Below are 16,516 nucleotides of genomic sequence, written 5' to 3' on the forward strand. Positions count from 1 at the left end.
TGAACACCGGGATATCGGCATATTAAGCGGATGCTTAAGCCGAGTTGGCATCTTGCGGGAAATGACATGTCCTCAGGCAGGGATTGCCGCGCACGCCTGGAAGGCAAGACGCTTCTGCTCGAGCATTCGCGCTATGACGTATTCATCGCACGCTTCCAGCAATGGTTACAGCAGTACGACAACGAGAAGAAACTGCTGGCGACCACACTTACATCGATCGAAGCCACATTGTTGAAACCCGTGCTGGCAGTGATGGAGCAAGAGAGCCCCGCCAAAGGGGAACTCGCCGAGCTTGACTACTACGTCGAGCACCTGAAGCGCGAGCACCACCTGCTGACCCAGGCCGCGACAAACAAGATCCGTGCCGAACTCTCGATGAGGCGGCCCGCGATCGGGGCCGTTCTTGATCATTCCACAACGGCGGAGTCGGTTGCCGCGAAGTTGGCGGAGATCGCCCAGTCAGTTTCGCAAGTGATCCAGGTCTGGCTGGAGAAGGAACTGGAGACTTTCCAGAGGGAACGTATCAACACGGCGCTCCGGGAAGCAGGGCTGGACCCGGAGAAGTATGCGAACCTGAATGAGAGTGAACTGCTCGACAAGCTCGTTGGCCCCATCCTGTCGCAGCTGAAGGGTGTCAACAAGGATTATCTGACCAAGCTGCTGGTCTGGGGACGCAGCCTGAAGATACCTGGGCTGAAAGGACGCTGGCTCAAGACCCTCGAAGTCTGGGCGGGACGAGCGGCCCCGGTGTTGCAGATAGTCTTCTCCCTGGCCGAAGTCGCGATGGCCGCGCGTGGCGAAGAACAGGAGAACGAGCGCAACCGCAGACAGGCCTTGCAGCGCAGCCAATGGATCGAGGAGATTTGCGGAGAACTGCAGGTTGGCCTGACGCAAAGCGTCACCGAGGTAGTCAACTTGGTCACCGAAGAACAGTTGCGCCCCTATGAGAGCAAACGGGTGGAGTTGCAGCGCACTGCCAGCCAGCTGGAGATCGACCGCGCCGCGTGGATCGATCTGAGTGCGCGCTTCAACGCAGTCAGCTTCTAGTACGCCACGGACACGGCATCGCGCTTGTGCCACTATCGATAGCCCGGTTCGGTTAGACACGGAGCCGCAGGACCGGAAGTCCCACGACGCTTGCTGTCGTGGGACTTCCGGTCCTCACCCGCCGGACGCGTCAAAATCCCGGGTACTTGCTCCCTATCCGCCCGGCCGACGCCTCGTTCCCTGAATCCATGTTGACACCCCACGTGGGAAAGCTATTCAGGTCATCCGCAAGTTCGGCGATCACTTCCCGAAGCTCCAGTGGAGCCAGCCATTCACGCGGAATCGCTTCCTCACCATACATCGCACCAAGCAAGTTGCCAGTAATGGCGCCGGTCGAATCAGAGTCGCCGTCGTGATTCACGGCGACAACAACACCATGGCGAAAATCGCGAGCGACAAGGCTGCAATAGAGGGAAATCGCCAGCGCCTCCTCGGCGACCCAGCCTTCGCCGAGACGGGCGATGGCATCCTCATGCGCAACGCCGGAACCGGCAAGCTGCTCCGCGTGCATGATCGCCAGCAGTGTTTCCTCGTGGTCCGGCCGCGCGGCCAGGCATGCCTTGGCCGTCCGCAAGGCATCGGGCAGCGTCGCCCCGTCAGCCAGTTCGTGGACCAGCGCGGCCAGCACGCCGCCCGTCAGCGAACCCGTTGGATGTCCATGGGTGAGAGCGGCAAGCGCGGTCCCAAGATCAAAGGCATGCCGGGGCGAGCGCTGATCCGGATGCCGCCACGCGAACAGCCCTGCCGGCGCCACGCGCATGACGCCGCCGCAACCCTTGCTTCCGTTACGCGCCGGCTCACCCAGCTTCATCATTGCTTCCAGCGCGGACAAGCAAGTGTTGCCCGGCGCGCGGCGGCTGTGCAGCGCAGCCTGCTGGCAGAGCCATCCCGGCTCGGCCAGGATGAGATCGGCATGCCACGCGGGCCGGATCCCCTGCGTATGCAGCCAGCGCAGATAGGCGCGCGCGACCGCGTCCGGATAGCTGCTGACGCCCCGCACCCAGGCGCGCAACAGACCTTCCGCGGTGAACAGCGTCATCTGCGTGTCATCGGTGATGGTGCCGACGCCGCCATAGGCCGGCGCGTACTCCGTGATGCCGCCGGCGCCGAATCGCTCCAGGATCTCCGCGTGCGTCATGAACTCAACAGGCGCGCCCAGCGCATCGCCGACAGCGCCGCCGAGCAGGCAGCCATGGAAGCGGCTGCGCGAAGTCGGCTTGGAAACGGGGGGCGAAACGGGGTTGGAAGCGGGTTGGATTACAGGCATATCTTGCTTCATGTCACCTCCGCTTATCGCAACAGAATCAACTGGGGCACAGCATCGGCGCCGGACCAGATGATCGCGTTCTGTTCAAACTCGGTGCCGAGCGCCTTGGCGTCCTCCAGCGGGATACCAAGCACCAGGAAGCTGGCCTCGCCCGGCCATTTGTTCGACGGATGCTGGCCGATGCCGTCGATGAACGTGAGTCCGCGCCGCGTCAGCTCGCACGCCAGCGCCGCCTGGCGGCGTGCATTGGTAGCGTCGTCGCAAGCCTGCTGGCTGAACGGGTTCCAGGCGGTAATAAATGCGCTGCACGTAACGCCGGATGCATCGTGCAACGCCGCCAGCGGCGCATTGGGCTCGCCGACCCTTAACGTGGCGGGCGCATCTCCGTGGACGTGATAGTGCGTCTCCAGGTAAGCCTGGATGAGTTCGCGATCAATGACTGAGGCAGAAAACAAAAAACCCTCCGTGCAAGGAGGGTCGACGCAGTGCCCGCTTGGTTGTTCCCCAACGACCAGGGAACCACATCCGCTCTCGCGATCCACCTTGCCCGGGTAGGCAGGTTGGCATGGGCGTCGACCCAAATCAGAATGTGGGCGGATTGGAACATGGGGACGGAATGCATGTCAAGGACGCCGAGCCGCCGCGTCAGGCTGTGGGCCGCCTCCCGATGGATTCAGTCCTGCCTCGGCCGGCAACCCATCGCTTACGTAAGCCAACGAAGCATCCGCCGGACGCAATGATGCGCGTACCGCGCATTGGCCGGCAGGCGTCTTCGTGTTCTATTGGCGACCGAACATATGGCGCCACCCGCCAGTGCTAACTTCCTCTCAAGCACCCGGCATGCGCCGAGCCGGGGCGCTATTCTCCGACGGGGAAGAAAGATGAGCAGAACCTACACCCCAGCCACCGTGGCCGATGGCTGGGCACCCATCCTTGCCGAGCTGGTGAAGCATTGGAAAACCAGCTACTCCGCCCGCACGCTGGCCCACTGCTGGCAGGACGCCAAAGGCTTTCCAACGGAAGTCGCCAATGCCATCGAAGCCTATCCGGTCCTGCGAGGCACAGCCATGCTGCCCGCCTTCCCGGAGCAGCAGGCCACGCTTGCGCACCGCGCCACCAAATCGCAGAGCGACATCCGGGTACTGGGCAAATGCGACGGCCAACTGATTTCCTTCGCTGTGGAAGGCAAAGTTGGCGAACCCTTCGACCGCACGCTGGCCGAGTGGCTGGAATCGGGAACGCCGGGAAGGCACACCCGCCTCGACTTCTTCGCCGAAACGCTCGGCCTGCGGGAGATTCCTTTATCGATCAGGTACCAGTTGCTGCGCAGAGCCGCCTCCGCGATCCTGGGAGCGGAACGCTTTAACGCGGATCACGCGGTGATGCTCGTTCACTCGTTCAGCCCGACCAATGCCTGGTTTGAAGACTATCGGGCGTTCGCTGCGTTATTCGGATTGGATGCGAGGCCAAATTGCTTTTACAGCGCGAAGAGGCTGCCGAAGACGGAGCTGCATCTGGGGTGGATTTGTGGGGCTTCGGGGTATTTGGCGCGGTAGGGCAACACTGCGTCATGCGACATCGCCGACGCGGGCGCGATGCGCAATTGTCACCCGGATTCGTCACTCTCTTCGTCTTCTGCCATGCGGGCCAGCGACAAAGTGCCGTTTGCGCCGGATTCCAGCCGCGGTGTGAATTCTTGCCTACACTGCAAACGGCGGCAGCCAAACAGTCGGGGGGCGCCGCCATCGCCGTCCGGTCGCGTCCAGGCGTCTGCCCGCCTGAGATCCGCAGGATCGATGCCATCAAGCCAGCCATGGCATCGATGAAGACCTCAGCGGGGGCAGACATTGTCGAGGTGCGCGCCAGTGTTGACTACTTCAATCGATCCGCATGCCGCCGAAGCCCGGCCCCGCCTGCTCGATACTGTCGACCGGGTTTCCGAGATGTGCTTCGGCCTGTTCATGGCGCTGACCTTCGTGGGGGCGGTATCGGCGGTGGCAGCCCCGGCGGATGCCGCCCGCACCATGTTCCTTACGGCCCTCGGCTGCAACCTGGCCTGGGGGCTTGTCGATGCCGTGATGTACCTGGTCCGCACCCTGACCGAACGGGGGCGCAAACTGTCGCTGGTCAAGGCGGTGCGAAGCGCAAACGACCCGTCTGACGCCATTGCGCGCCTGCGCGGCGCGCTTTCGCCGGCCTTGCGGCCACTGGTGGAAGACGCGGAACTGGAGGCGATACGCAGCCGTATCGCCAGGACATCCGACTGGCCCGCGACGCCCGCTCTGGGCGGCCAGGATTTTCTCGCGGCAGCAGCGATCTTCCTGATTGTCGTACTCGCCACGTTCCCGGTTGCCCTTCCCTTTATTCTCCTCCCCGAGGTATCGACGGCGCTCCTGGTATCGCGGGTCCTCACCATCGTGATGCTGTTCGGCGCCGGCCTCGCCCTCGGGCGACATGCCGGCTTCGGCGGCTGGATGGCAGGCCTGGCCATGACGGTGCTGGGCGTCGCGCTGACCGTGGCCATCATCCTTCTGGGAGGCTGAGCGTGTGGGCCGCCCGGCTGGCCGCGCACTGCCTCCTGCTGGCCGCGGCAACCGCGCCCCTGCCTGCGCGCGCAGCCGGGGAAAGCGAAAGCCAGCCACCCGCGGCGGAAGCGCCCGCGTGGAGTGGCGCGGTCTCGGCTTACCTCAACCTGCCGCGCAGCAGCGATGCCTATGTCACCGGTATCGCCATCGCCAATCGCGGCGCCTTGCACCTGGAAGCACGGAGCAACTATGAAGGCAAGAACGCGTACTCATTCTTCGCCGGGTACAACCTTGCCGCCGGCGAAACCGTACGCTTCGAGGTCACGCCAATCCTGGGGGTGGTCACGGGCAGCACGCACAGCGTGGTGCCCGGATTCGAGGCCACGGTGACCGGCCGGTATGCGGATGCCTATATCGAGTTCGAATACGTGCCGAACGCCGAGCCGTCCGGCTACACCTACGCCTGGACCGAGCTAGCGTTCCGTCCCGTGGGCTGGCTCCGCATCGGCCTTGCCGGACAGCGCACGCGCGCGTATGAAAACGGCCGCGACCTGCAACGCGGCGTCTTTGCGCAAGTAAAGGGCAAGCGCGTCTCCGGCGCGGTGTACTGGTTCAACCCGACGTCGCACGAGCAGATCGTCGTGATCTCAGCGGCGATCAGCTTCTGACGAGTCGTCGCAGAAAGCTGCACCGAAGGTTCGGTTCCAGACAGATTGCCTCCTGCACAAGGGAATAATGGTCACAAGCGCGAATCCTGCGTAGCAGGACCAGACCACCTCATAAGAAGAGGGGGCGAAACAATATGAGCCACCAAGCTGTACGAGCCGCAATGATTGCGGCCGTTGGCCTGCTTGTCGCTGCCGGAGCCTATGCGCAAACGCAAGCGAGGCAAGGCGAGGTAAGCAAGGCGCAAAGGATGTCGGTCTGCCTGTGCGTAGCCGACCTCCTTTTCATGGCCGCTCGACAACGCGATACAGGGGTGCCCAGGCAAGATGTACTGAAGAAGGTGAGTCAGATTGGCGGGGGCGATCCGATCTTTCTCTCCACGGCCACCGAGGCGACAAACATTGCGTACGACATGCCGCAGATATCGCCGGCGAAACTGAGGCAGTTTCATATCGCCAGGTGCGGGACGGAGGAGAGATGAAGTACGTGGACTCCAGGTCCTGCCCGGCTAGCGGCGTGATCGTGAGCCGCATCGGCGGTGCTTGCTCTTGTCCGCGGTGCGGTACTTGCTCTTGATCCTATTGAGACGTCCGCTTTGTCCCTGTTCGCGAACGAAGTCGTCGGAGTGACTGCCAAGGTCGGCGCTGGTAGCGCATTTCTGTTTTCCCGACAGGTAACAACCGTTATCTACCTCCCGCCACGTGTGACGCAGAGATCTCGTTTCCCAGTGCGTGACATTGCGCCTCAATCCTAGTGACCGGTAGAAGCGCTGTTCGGCCTCCGATCTTCTGTAGCGTCAAAATGGCGACTACGCGTTCAGCGAAGAGATTACCGAAATCTTGGAGCATCTGATCTGACGCTTGCATTTGTACGCTGCAAAGACATAGGAAACCGTTGCACGTCGAGGACTCACCAAAGTGCACCCCACTTAGTGGGGATACGGCAAATTCGGAAAGACCTCGCCAGCTACAATGCCGCTACACTCGCGCAATGTACATTTGATCACCCGATGACTATAGCGCGAGTCATATCAATAAAAAACTACTATAGCAATGACCCCAGACTCCTTCGCTTTTGCGTCAACAGCTCTCCACTGGGTAGTCGGGAGTCTTCTCTCCGTAGCACTCTGCGCCTTCTTCTGGCAATTCCTTCGCCCAGCTTGGCGCACCCGTGGCGAGCTAAGACATGCACTGGAGCAACTCAGCAAACTCAAGGCTATAGGGCCGGTTTTGGACTTGGATCGTGTAGCGGATGAGGCAATGTTGAGCGACACACTACGACATTGCTGGGACGAGTACCGCGACACATTGCACGGGCAAAAGCAGGCAACGGCGACCGGAATGATGGAGGTCGTCCGCTTGCGAGCCGGCGCGATGGCGAATGGCTTCTTTACTGAGCAAGCACTGGTCGACTCGCCACTACGTACGGAGTTCTATAAGCATTTGCCCGGCATTCTCACCGGCTTGGGGATTATTGGCACGTTTTCCGGCCTAATCTTCGGTCTTCAGAGCTTTCAGGTATCAGACGATGCGGCGGTGGTCCGGGGCAGCCTGGAGGCACTGATCCTCAGCGTTGGCGGTGCATTTGTCGTTTCAGGCATCGCGATTGCGCTCGCTATGATCGTCACGACTGTTGAAAAGCTAATGCTCAACGGTCGTTATACCCAGGTTGAAGCACTTTGTGGCGTCATCGACAGCCTGTTCGATTCCGGCGCCGGTGAAGAGTACCTGCAACGCCTGGTAGAGGCGTCTGAAACTTCGGCAACGCAGGCCATGCAGATGAAGGAGTCGTTGGTCACCGATCTGAAGCAAGTCCTCAGCGAACTTACGCAGCAACAGATCGCGACGATTACTTCGACCAGCGCGCAGCTTGGCCAGTCGATCACGAGCAGTTTGTCCGAGGGACTGGCTGAGCCTTTGGAGCGCATTTCTCACGCAGTGCAATCGGTTGGCAACAGTCAAGGAGAGGCTGTCAGCAAGCTTCTGACCGACGTGCTGGCCAATTTCACTGCGCAGATGGAAAACATGTTTGGCTCCCAGATGCGCGGCATGAACGACATGCTGGTGCAGACTGCCAACACCATCCAGAGTGCGTCGCAGAGCTTCGAACGTCTTGCCGGGCAGATTCAACAGGCGGGATCGGGCGCGGCAGACGCCATGGCCAAGCGGATGGACGAGGCACTACAGCAGATGCAGGCGCGCCAGGCAGAAGCCAACGACCAGATGCGAGTTTTCATCGACCAACTGAAGCAGAACGTCGCAGATGGGCAAAGCGAGTCTGCTGTGCTCACGCGAAACATGATGCGCGAGCTCAGCGAGAGCACCGGGGCCTTGGTCAAAGGTTTGCAGGAGCAAGCGCACAACGCACAACAAGCGCATACGCAGCATCAGGCGGATCTGGCTGCTCACACGAGTGAGCTGGTAGCCCAACAGTCGGACCAAGTCACGGGTCTCACGAACGCTGTCAAGGAAAGCAGCGCAATGATGCGGCAAACGATTGATCGCTTGGAGAGCGCCACCAACGTGAACGTCGAGCGCATGGGTCTTGGTGCGGAGCGGCTGCAAAGCGCCTCCAACCGCTTGAGCGAGAACCTTGATGCGATGAAGTCCGCTAGCGATGGCATGGCAAGCACCACCGACAAGCTTAACAGCTCGACGAACACGCTGAATACGGCTCTCATCGCAACCCAGCAGGCACTCGGCGAGCAGAAGGCGGTGCGGGATGCGCTGACGACGATGGTCACATCGCTCCGCGACATTGTGGAAAACGCAAAACGCGAAGCAGGAATGACATCGGAGCTGGTCAGCAAGTTGCAAGTTGCCTCCCAGCATTTGGCCGAGGCCCAGAACACGGCGGGTACTTACCTTGAAGATCTAAACGAGGTCCTGGCAGAAGCGCACGCCGCGTTCGCCCAGCAAATGGAAATCACACTCCGTCAGGGAAACAAGGTGTTCCACGAGGAGCTTGCGCAGGCAACCGGCTTACTCAAGGGGGCAATACAGGATCTGGCCGATGTGCTCGACGCAGTTCCTTCTGCGGCGTAGGCAAGGGGCACTAAAACATGATCGGCATACGAATGGCGTCACGCCGACGCGGGCGCGAGGAAGGAGAGAAACCGTTCTGGATCTCTTTCTCTGACTTGATGACGGCATTGATGGTCCTATTTCTGGTGGCGCTCAGCGTAGCGCTCCTTGCAGTCACGAAGAAGATTTCCGACGACGAACGGGAAGAGAAATCGCGGTCGGAGCAGATCAGCGAACTCATGACGGAAGTCCAGAAAGTGGCCGCACAGTTCGATGGCGTGAGGGTCATCGACAGGACCATTGATTTTGGCCCGCGGGGACGCTTCGAGCGGGAGGGCCAAAATACGCTTTCCGCGCAGCAACGCACCTTGGTGCGACAGTTCACGCCCAAACTGTTTGAGCAGTTGCGGACCACGGAGGCTGGGCGCAAGTGGTTCAAGCGGGCGGTAGTGGAAGGCTATGCGAGCCAGACCGGCAAGTATCTCTTCAACCTCAATCTCAGTCTGGAGCGTAGCGAGCGAGTCCTCTGCGAACTTCTGCGTGAGCCCCCGCATGGAGAGCCCGCACTCTCCGAAGCAGATCGTAAGCTTGTTGCAACCCGCTTCTTCGTCGGTGGCGCGTCGTTCAACTCATTGCGCTCGACGGCCGATGATAGCCGCCGGATCGAATTCAAGCTCGAGTTCAAGACACGTCAGGAACGCCAGGAGGAGCTAGCTCACCCAGCCCCACCAGTAGATGATGACGCACTGACCCAGGCTCTGGATCTGAAAGAACGATGCCCGATCGCCGACCGATAGACGCCCTCCGATCTCGCTTGGCTGCCGAAATGGGCTCTGAGCAAGTATTTCGAGCTCCGGTCTGGGGCAACCCGCACGCCATGACAGAGGCGCTTCGTCTTCTCAAGCGCGACTTGAGCGAAGCCGAGCCCAGTGAGCCCGCCTCCGATCAAGTCCAGGCATCCTTGCGACGCTTCGGTGCCACTCAGCAAGTCCAGAACTTCACAGAGCTGAAGTACGTCTGCTATGGCATTAGCGTACCGGTTGGCGAGGAACAATGGCGCGTGATCGACAACGGGCCATTGTTCAAGAGACTGCTGACGCTGGTCGACGAGCAAGAGGTGAGGCCAAAGCAATATCGGCGCTGCTATCAAGGGCTGTTGAATGGCTACTTCAGCTTCACGCACAGCGATACCGCCGCCCCGAGCGAGGTCAACTGGAAGACGCTGCGTGGCTTCCTCGGGAGCAAGCTGGAGCCGATTGCACACACAGCCTCTAGGCGGGGCGTTGTCCCGACATGGCTGCAAACACTTACCTTGCACCGCAACCTACTCACTGACGATCCCTGCAGCCGGTACGCCAACGAGCTCGTCGGGGGCAACACGAGCGAGCTGAAGGAGCTGTGCACGGGGCTCGGCATTGCCAGCAACTCATGGGTGTGGGACGAGGCTCTCATGGCTTATGTTCGCGCTGTTTGTGCGAGCAAGGACGGGGCGTTCCACAATGGCTTGTCAGGTGTACTGCAACTCGTGAACGGCCGTTCTGACTTGAAGCTGCCGCATACGTTAGCCAAGCGAGCGACCGCGATGACGGTCGTGCGTTATTCGCACTGTAGCGAAAAGCCCGAACACGCATCTCTACGTGACACCTGTGTGAACTGGATTGGCAACCCGTGGCTTAAGCGCGTTGCCTGGGATGCCGAGGTAGGACATGAGCCTGCACGCAAGATGGTGGAGGGATGGGTAAAGCGCCGACAGATCAAGGACTTCTTCCAACTTCTGGCCGAAGATGGGGCTGCTGATCTAAGGCGCCTCAACTATTGGTTGATGTGGGAACCCAAGATCACCCAGATGTGGTTCGTTCTAGGATCCGATGCTCGGCGCAACAAGAGCGCGTCCTTTGTCAAACTCCGCAAGAGCATGGAGGAGCAGGAGCGAACGCTGATCGACAACAACGATAGGAACAACGCGTTCGTCATGAGAATCGGGCCGCTCCTGATTATTGAGTTCGGCGTCACCGGAAACGCATGCTATGTCTTCGCTGCCTCTGACTTCCGCACAAACTTGGACGCGCCGACCTTTTCCATCAGCGATTTGAAACAGCGTCTGCATGCCAAGCGCCTCTCCCACATCGCGAACTGGGAGCATCGCTTCGACTACGAGTTGAAGAGCATGTTGCAGTCTGTACCTGCGTCCAAGGGCGAATTGCGCGGCGCTGGCAATGACAAATCTGGCGTGCAACAGGAGAGTGCGGGTCGTGGCTTCGCAGCTGAGCGCTCCCAACAAGAAGCAGCCAGCTGGAAGGTTCCACAGACCGCGAAGCCAGGCACTTTACCCACCCCCACTCGCACTGGAAATTCGCAGACGCAAGCCAGGTCGCTCAGCGATAGCGACATTGAGGCCATCTGCAACCTGTGCACGCAGCACGGCATCGACTGGGAAGACAATCGCCGCAGGAATGGGGCGCTTTGGATACTAATACCAGACCCGCAAAAGCATCCCACTTTTGCGAAGCGCTTGGAAGCGCACGGATTCCGGTTCAAGCAAGGTACAGGATTTTGGCTAAAGGGAGAGGGCTAAAGCATGTTTGGCGCGTGGTTCCGTAAGACACAATCCGAGCCGCATCCCGTTGAAACTGCCCCGCAGGCCGCTTTTGACGCCAACGGCATTCGTTACCGGGCGCCCGCTGGCATGGCTGCCGAGTGGCTAGCGGCGCCCTTCGCATTTCCCAAGGCCGCCGACCTTGGCGCGCGGCTTTCCCAGATTCAGCTGGAGGGTCTCGGTGAATGCAGTGGGGCAGAGTTTTTCCTGCCTTGGGACAGCGTATATGCAGTTCTACGCCACCCTGAGCTCTCCGCCTATCGCGAGCCGCTGCTCTTTCCTCCCGAATCCGACGCACGGCCGCGCCTGAACAGCAAAGGTGCTCTTGCCGATCCCAGCTTTACGATTCTTCTAGACGAATGGGTTGACCCGCAATGGCGACCGCTGCAACCAACGCCAAAGCTAGTTGGACGCACACTTCAGACCGGCAACTCGGTATCGCTGCTGTCAGCGCACATTCACGAGATCCTAGGCGAGTTGGAACGCTTCCACGCGACGCCTGCAGGCGAGCGCACCCAGGCCTTCAAGGAGCAGGTCTTCGGCAAGATGCGACGGCTTGCGACCACGATCGGATGCCCCGTTTCAGACTATGTCGCGCGCACGATTGTCTTGACTCCCGAGCGTCTGGAACTCGCCATGGAGCAACGCGGCACGGGTGACGCAAAGGTAGTTGAGGTCATTCCTGGCTTCGCGGAGGCGCCCGCGCAGTGGCTACCCCTGTTCGACAGGCTCCCGCTCCAAGATAGCTATGACGTGCCGGACGGCCCATCCCTCGTGCGCGTGGTGTTGACGCCAGAGGTGAAGGCCGTGCTTGGGGAAGTCAAGCGGATGCACGGCCGCAGGGTATCCGGCCCGCGTGCGGAGGCGTTCGTGCGGAACCCTTTCGCACTGCTCGGGGAATGCGCCCATGCCGTCATCGACGCCGGTCAATTTGAGGAGAGCCTGGCTGCCGCGGATGTCCGCTTCAAGCGTTTCGCACCGCAAGTCGAGCGGAGCGAGGCGGGACAAGTACTGCGCGTCGCATTGCTGATCGAAGCGATCGACGACGTCAGCGCATCGGCTCGTGAGCCAGTCACAACCTGGTTTGCGTCTGCGGATGAACTGTCCCGGTTCACCGGTAAGCTGAGCCGCTGTCTCGATGACGGGTCGCAATGCGTTACATGGGGGGAGCATGATCTCGAGATCCTGGGCGACACGCCATCCTGCCTAGCTACGCTCGAGAACTGGTTGCGGGATTGGAGCCATCCAGCGCTCTGGACTGCAGCCGAAGTGCTGGACTTGAGCAACTACTCTGAGCGTATCGAGGATATCGGGGTAGAGAAGCCGTTCATCGTTCCAGTCATCGCCAAGAACGACGAGGGTGGTGGGTGGTTCGAAACCAACACCACCGTAGGTGTCCTGGTCAGCCGGGATGCGGAAGGCGCTCGTAATATCGTCCCGATTGCCTTCGGTGAGATACCGTCACTCCAAGAGGCTGTCAGGGCTGCGGAGCAGGCAGGACATACGAAGCTACATTTGCCGGGACTCGATGATCCGGTACCGGTGACCGACGCACGTCATGCAGTCGATGCACTGCTGAAGGCGCAAGCTGCGCTGCAGCGCAACGACTTCAAGCCTCCGAAGGAAAATGTAGCCAATGCCACCAGGAAGCGCCTGGTGATCAAACGGAACTTCGAGGAGATCGACTACAGCGAGTCGCGCGCGGAGGCACTACAAATGCCCGAGGGCCGCAAGGCACGCCTTCCGCAGACGCTCAAGCCCGAAATTCTGCTTAAGGACCATCAGCACGTCGGGGTAGCCTGGATGCAGCACCTCTGGGAGGCGTCCCCGCACAACTGCCGCGGCACGGTGCTGGCGGACGACATGGGCTTGGGGAAGACCCTTCAGCTTCTGGCGTTTATCGCCTCCTGCTTCGAACAGGATCCGTCACTGCCACCCGCTTTGGTTGTCGCGCCAGTAGCGCTCCTGGAAAACTGGCGCAATGAGCTGAGCGGGTTTTTTCTCCCCGGAACACTTCCTCTCCTGATGCTGTATGGAGACGCCCTCAAGTCACTTCGCGTCAGCAAGCACGAACTCGATGCGGAGCTGAAATCTCAGGGCGTCACCAGGCTCCTCAAGAAGAACTGGGTGGGTGACGCGCGACTGGTGCTGACGACCTATGAGACCATGCGTGATCTTGAGTTCGCCATGGCTAGCCAGCCGTGGTCGATTATGGTCTGTGACGAAGCACAGAAGATCAAGAATCCAGCGGCACTGGTCACGCGTTCAGCCAAGAAGCAGAAGGTGAGGTTTCGTATCGCATGTACCGGGACTCCAGTGGAGAACACCCTGGCGGACTTGTGGTGTCTGTTCGATTTCGTCCAACCCGGCATGCTCGGCGCATTGAATCACTTCTCCCGAACCTATCGCCAACCCATCGAAGCCAAGACCGATGAGCAGATGGCCAAAGTCGAAGAATTGAAGGCGGTGATTCAACCTCAGATTCTGCACCGGAAGAAGACCGATGTGGCCAAAGATCTGCCTACTCCGATAGAGGATCCCGTCTGCAAACAGCTTCCTATGTCCGGCTACCAGCAACGGCTCTATGAAGGCGCGCTGGCCGTGCTCCGGGAGCAGCGCGCTACCAACCCATCCGCGCAGTTGCAGGCGCTGCTGGCCATTCGCCAAATCTGCTCAGATCCTCACGGGTTCGCCGAGCCAGATATCCGGCAGATCTCTATCGAACGACTGGTCAACGAATCCCCGAAGATGGGCTGGATGGTAGAGCGTCTGAAGACACTTGCCGCCGATGGAGACAGCAATCACAAGGTGATCGTGTTCTGCGAGTTCAGGGAACTCCAACTTGTTTTGCAGCGCGTGATCGCAGCCTTCTTTGGCTTCGCGCCGAATATCGTAAATGGCGATACGTCCGCGGATCCCCGTACCGCCGGAAACCGGCAGCAGTTGATCGATGCCTTCCAACGAAAGCCTGGGTTCAATGTGATTATCCTCTCGCCGCTGGCAGTGGGATTCGGGGTGAACATCCAAGCCGCGAACCATGTAATCCACTTCACGAGGACGTGGAACCCGGCGAAGGAAGATCAGGCGACAGCTCGCGCATATCGGATTGGCCAAACACGAACCGTTACGGTCTACTACCCAGGGGTGGTCAGCGAGAGCTTTCCAAGCTTCGATGTGAGGCTAGACGCGCTACTCGGCAAGAAGCGCGCCCTGGCCTCCGATATGTTGAATGGTTGCAGCGACTTGAAGGCAGCCGACTTCGCTGATTTTGGGTGATGCCGGCCAAGGAGGATCGCAGCAACGATAACGCCGCAGCACTCCTGTCCCGATCCACGAGTAGCCTCGTGGATCAGATCAGCTTCGTTGTCTGGCAGCAAGGGCCCGGCGATCAGCCTGGCTTCCACGGCGGCTTCCCGTGCTTCGGCAGCGGTGCGCAGGCGACGTTGGCGGGCGGTCACCCGCCGGCGGAGTTGCCGGGGCGGGTGCGCCTGCGCGCCGAGAGCAACTTCCGTAGCCCGCGGCCGGTGGTGAAGATGCTGCAGCCGTTGCTGCCGCCGGATGTGGAGATTGAAGCTACCGCGCCGATTTCTGCGGCGGAGGTGGAGTTCCTGGTTTATGAGGACAACGCGGGGTTGTTGCAGTCGGTGAAGGATGGCATCCGCATGTGCTACTCGGCGGGCTTTCGCAAGGAAGACGTCGCGCTGCTGAGCTATCGTGGCCGGAAGAATTCTCGGTTGCTTGGTTATGACCAGCTTGGCCCGCACAAGCTGCGCTCTTTCACGGGTAACTACGATGCGCTGGGGCAGCCGATTTACTCGCAGGGCGATGTGCTGGCGGAATCGGTGTTTCGGCTCAAGGGGCAGTCAGCGCCAGCCGTTGTTTTTGCTGAGATCGACTTTGAGTCGATGACCGAGAAGGAGATCCGCGGCTCTTTGTTGGCGCTACCCGGGCGACGATGAAGCTGGTGCTGGTGATCTCGGCACGCGCTGCGGAGACATTGCTGGAGAAGATCTAGGCAGTCTCCCCATTGGCTTTCAATCCACACAATATTTAGACAAGACAGTGTTCACACTTTCCCACGCAAATGGACAGCAAATTCCCGATGAGAAATTCCTCGCTGCATGGTCGATCTGGTTCCAGCGCTTTCAGCCATCGCTTGACCCCCTGACTGACGCCATGCCGAGGTTGCCTAGCATAGATCCTCTGGCGCTGCAGCTTGCCGCGGGCGGACATTTCTCGCTAAATGTCCTTTGCCGGACCCTCGCAACGCCGCCGTACCGGAACACGATGCAGGCTACCGGCGATCTGATGGCGGCGAATGCTCATCTGTTGGAACCTCTGGGCGACGTCCGCAACCCGGCGTCCGGACGGCTTGTGGAAGGGGCGCGGCTCACGCCGGACGCCCAGACACTATTAAAGACATCTGCTAGCGATTCGGCATGGGCCGAAGAAATCGAGGCCTTGCTGGCGGCAGATATTGAGGTGGAGGCTGGTGGCGTGGACGAATTGCTAGCGGCATCGCTGGATCCGTATGTCGAGCAAGGCACGGCGGCAGTGATGGCCGCTCCTGTTGGCGGAGCCGGCAGCCGTGGCGACCTGGTTGCGCGCCTGGTTCAGTGGATTGACCAAGACCCGTTTCAGCCGCGATACCGCGGTAAGGCCGTACGGGGCCAAGTGCAAGGCTGGGCGGAACGGCTTGAGGCCTACTTCTGGCCAACTCCCGACGTTGATCATCGCGCTACGCAGCTGCGTCTGACTCCCCTGTTGAACACTGCGCAGGCGCTTGCAGCAACCGCAGGACGCTGGACGCATCAGGAGAAAGAGCAGGCAAACGACTTTGCCAGAGCGGTCTTCAAATGGGGCGGTGTGCCACAGAAGCCGTTCGATGCCCGCACGGTGGAAGCGGTATTCCTGTCCGCCATCGGCGGCATCTCCCAGCCTGGCGCGCTGATGAACAGCGGCTGGACCAAGGTGGCTGCGTTTGCCACCGGGCACGTTGGGGCAGACAACGGTCTGGTCATCTGGGACAGCCGGGTTGCGCACTCGCTTATCCGGCGCATCGATGCATTGTTAGTTGCCGACGGGCAGCTGGGTATCCCATCTTACCTCCAGCATATTGGCCATGTGCCGGGCAGGGGCGGCACGCGCAAGCAGGTCGCTTACACGTTGCCCTGGCCGAGTGGCTACCGCAGCTGGCCCGCGGTGTTTGCGGGCAGCGCGTTGGTGCGGGAGATCCGCGATGAACTAAATCGCCTTGGCATCGCTGCGCTGCTGATCGACGGCAAGGCGACACGCTGGACCGCGCGGCTGGTGGAAATGGTATTGTTCATGGATGGCTATTGAATCGAGAGGGCAGGCAGTGGGTCCTGAGCCCTCATGGGGAGAGAACCCA

General features: G+C 60.6%; 12 protein-coding genes and 1 riboswitch. Of the genes, 10 read left to right on the forward strand and 2 right to left on the reverse strand.

The window, feature by feature from the left end:
- Positions 1-66 precede the first annotated feature (66 nt).
- Complete coding sequence (locus tag CF70_RS09190; protein WP_035863328.1) at positions 67-1,047, forward strand: hypothetical protein; 981 nt, start codon at positions 67-69, stop codon at positions 1,045-1,047.
- A gap of 130 nt (positions 1,048-1,177) precedes the next feature.
- Here CF70_RS09190 and CF70_RS09195 read toward each other — a convergent pair whose 3' ends face one another.
- Together CF70_RS09195 and CF70_RS09200 are read right to left on the reverse strand one after the other, a co-directional pair.
- Complete coding sequence (locus tag CF70_RS09195) at positions 1,178-2,314, reverse strand: ADP-ribosylglycohydrolase family protein (protein WP_051648191.1); 1,137 nt, start codon at positions 2,312-2,314, stop codon at positions 1,178-1,180.
- 23 nt (positions 2,315-2,337) lie between these two features.
- Positions 2,338-2,769 (reverse strand): DUF3293 domain-containing protein, encoded by a 432-nt coding sequence (locus tag CF70_RS09200; RefSeq protein ID WP_035863329.1) that lies wholly within the window; start codon positions 2,767-2,769, stop codon positions 2,338-2,340.
- A gap of 28 nt (positions 2,770-2,797) precedes the next feature.
- A riboswitch (SAM-I-IV-variant riboswitch) is annotated at positions 2,798-2,910 on the reverse strand.
- A gap of 285 nt (positions 2,911-3,195) precedes the next feature.
- Between CF70_RS09200 and CF70_RS09205 the strand changes: the two genes are divergently transcribed.
- The 9 genes from CF70_RS09205 to CF70_RS09245 all read left to right on the forward strand — a co-directional run bounded on the left by CF70_RS09205 (position 3,196) and on the right by CF70_RS09245 (position 16,467).
- Positions 3,196-3,870, forward strand: coding sequence for a DUF6946 family protein (locus CF70_RS09205; RefSeq protein WP_035863331.1), 675 nt, complete (start codon positions 3,196-3,198; stop codon positions 3,868-3,870).
- A gap of 309 nt (positions 3,871-4,179) precedes the next feature.
- Positions 4,180-4,857: a hypothetical protein gene (locus CF70_RS09210; RefSeq protein ID WP_035863333.1), complete on the forward strand. Its 678-nt coding sequence runs from the start codon at positions 4,180-4,182 to the stop codon at positions 4,855-4,857.
- Positions 4,858-4,859: 2 nt separating this feature from the next.
- The gene (locus CF70_RS09215; RefSeq protein WP_235184967.1) at positions 4,860-5,507 is read left to right on the forward strand and encodes a hypothetical protein; all 648 of its coding nucleotides are present in this window, start codon (positions 4,860-4,862) and stop codon (positions 5,505-5,507) included.
- 1,257 nt (positions 5,508-6,764) lie between these two features.
- Positions 6,765-8,549, forward strand: coding sequence for an anti-phage ZorAB system protein ZorA (gene zorA / locus CF70_RS09225; protein WP_235184968.1), 1,785 nt, complete (start codon positions 6,765-6,767; stop codon positions 8,547-8,549).
- A 17-nt stretch (positions 8,550-8,566) separates the two neighbouring features.
- Positions 8,567-9,325: a flagellar motor protein MotB gene (locus tag CF70_RS09230; RefSeq protein WP_035863341.1), complete on the forward strand. Its 759-nt coding sequence runs from the start codon at positions 8,567-8,569 to the stop codon at positions 9,323-9,325.
- Between the two features lie 17 nt (positions 9,326-9,342).
- Complete coding sequence (locus tag CF70_RS09235) at positions 9,343-11,103, forward strand: EH signature domain-containing protein (protein ID WP_160172241.1); 1,761 nt, start codon at positions 9,343-9,345, stop codon at positions 11,101-11,103.
- A gap of 3 nt (positions 11,104-11,106) precedes the next feature.
- Entirely contained in the window at positions 11,107-14,400 is a 3,294-nt protein-coding gene (locus CF70_RS09240; RefSeq protein ID WP_035863344.1) for a DEAD/DEAH box helicase, read from the forward strand.
- A gap of 68 nt (positions 14,401-14,468) precedes the next feature.
- Positions 14,469-15,083: a hypothetical protein gene (locus tag CF70_RS33755; protein ID WP_200876720.1), complete on the forward strand. Its 615-nt coding sequence runs from the start codon at positions 14,469-14,471 to the stop codon at positions 15,081-15,083.
- A gap of 103 nt (positions 15,084-15,186) precedes the next feature.
- Positions 15,187-16,467 carry a hypothetical protein gene (locus CF70_RS09245; protein WP_152561748.1) on the forward strand — a complete coding sequence of 427 codons (1,281 nt, stop codon included), beginning with the start codon at positions 15,187-15,189 and terminating at the stop codon, positions 16,465-16,467.
- Positions 16,468-16,516 lie beyond the last annotated feature (49 nt).

The sequence above is a fragment of the Cupriavidus sp. SK-3 genome, assembly GCF_000611145.1.
Lineage (GTDB): Bacteria > Pseudomonadota > Gammaproteobacteria > Burkholderiales > Burkholderiaceae > Cupriavidus.